The organism is Roseomonas acroporae (genome assembly GCF_023223525.1).
Classification (GTDB): Bacteria; Pseudomonadota; Alphaproteobacteria; order Acetobacterales; family Acetobacteraceae; genus Roseomonas_E; species Roseomonas_E acroporae.
Window position 1 is genome coordinate 1 of record NZ_JALPRX010000199.1, and the last position, 668, is coordinate 668.

1 protein-coding gene is annotated in these 668 nt (G+C 69.3%); it reads left to right on the forward strand.

The features are described 5' to 3' along the window. Positions 1 to 292: 292 nt before the first annotated feature. A complete protein-coding gene (locus M0638_RS27850) occupies positions 293 to 625 on the forward strand; it encodes a hypothetical protein (RefSeq protein ID WP_248670211.1) in 333 nt (110 codons plus the stop codon). The last annotated feature ends 43 nt before the right edge of the window (positions 626 to 668 follow it).

Genomic DNA, 668 nt, shown 5'->3' on the forward strand with positions numbered 1-668 from the left:
GCACTCGCCCGTATCCTCGTCGGTGTCGATCAGGCTGCCCTTGAAGAGCGGCCGGCTGGCCGGGTCGGTCCAGCGCGCGACGAGATCGGGGATCGTGACACGGCTCTCGGCCATCTCTGCCTCCTCCAGCCCCGCCGGGTGCGGGGGTGTGTGGGGAGGAAGGTAACCAAAATGGGGACCAGGGGTCAACAGCAAAAGTATCCATATTGGGGACCATGGGCGTACTTGGATGCGCCCCTAGATCACCCACGCTATCCTCTCGCCACCGGAACGGAGGTGCGCAATGCGTTGGATGGCGGTGCTGGCGGCGTGTCTTGGGTTGGCGGGTTGCACGACGGCTCGGCAGACGTTCGGGCCGGACGGCCGGGCCGCCTACAACATCACCTGCAACGGCGGCTGGAATAGCTGGGGCTCATGCTACGAGAAGGCCGGCGAGGTGTGCGGCGGCTCGGGCTACGACGTGTTGAACCAGGCCGGGCAATCACGGCCTTTCGTAGTGGCCACCCAATACGGCGTCACCGCCGGCACGGCTGAACACCGCGGGCTGGTGGTGTCCTGCCGGTCGCCCAGCGGCGCGCCCGCGATCCCGGCCGCCGGCGCCCCATTGCCGCTCAAGGGCGGCTGACACACGAAGCCCGCCGCGGTCTCCCGGGCGGGCGGGCGGGGGG

Bases quoted from the DNA above. Each gene is read 5' to 3' on its own strand.
- M0638_RS27850 (WP_248670211.1), top strand. From the start codon at position 293: ATGGCGGTGCTGGCGGCGTGTCTTGGGTTGGCGGGTTGCACGACGGCT.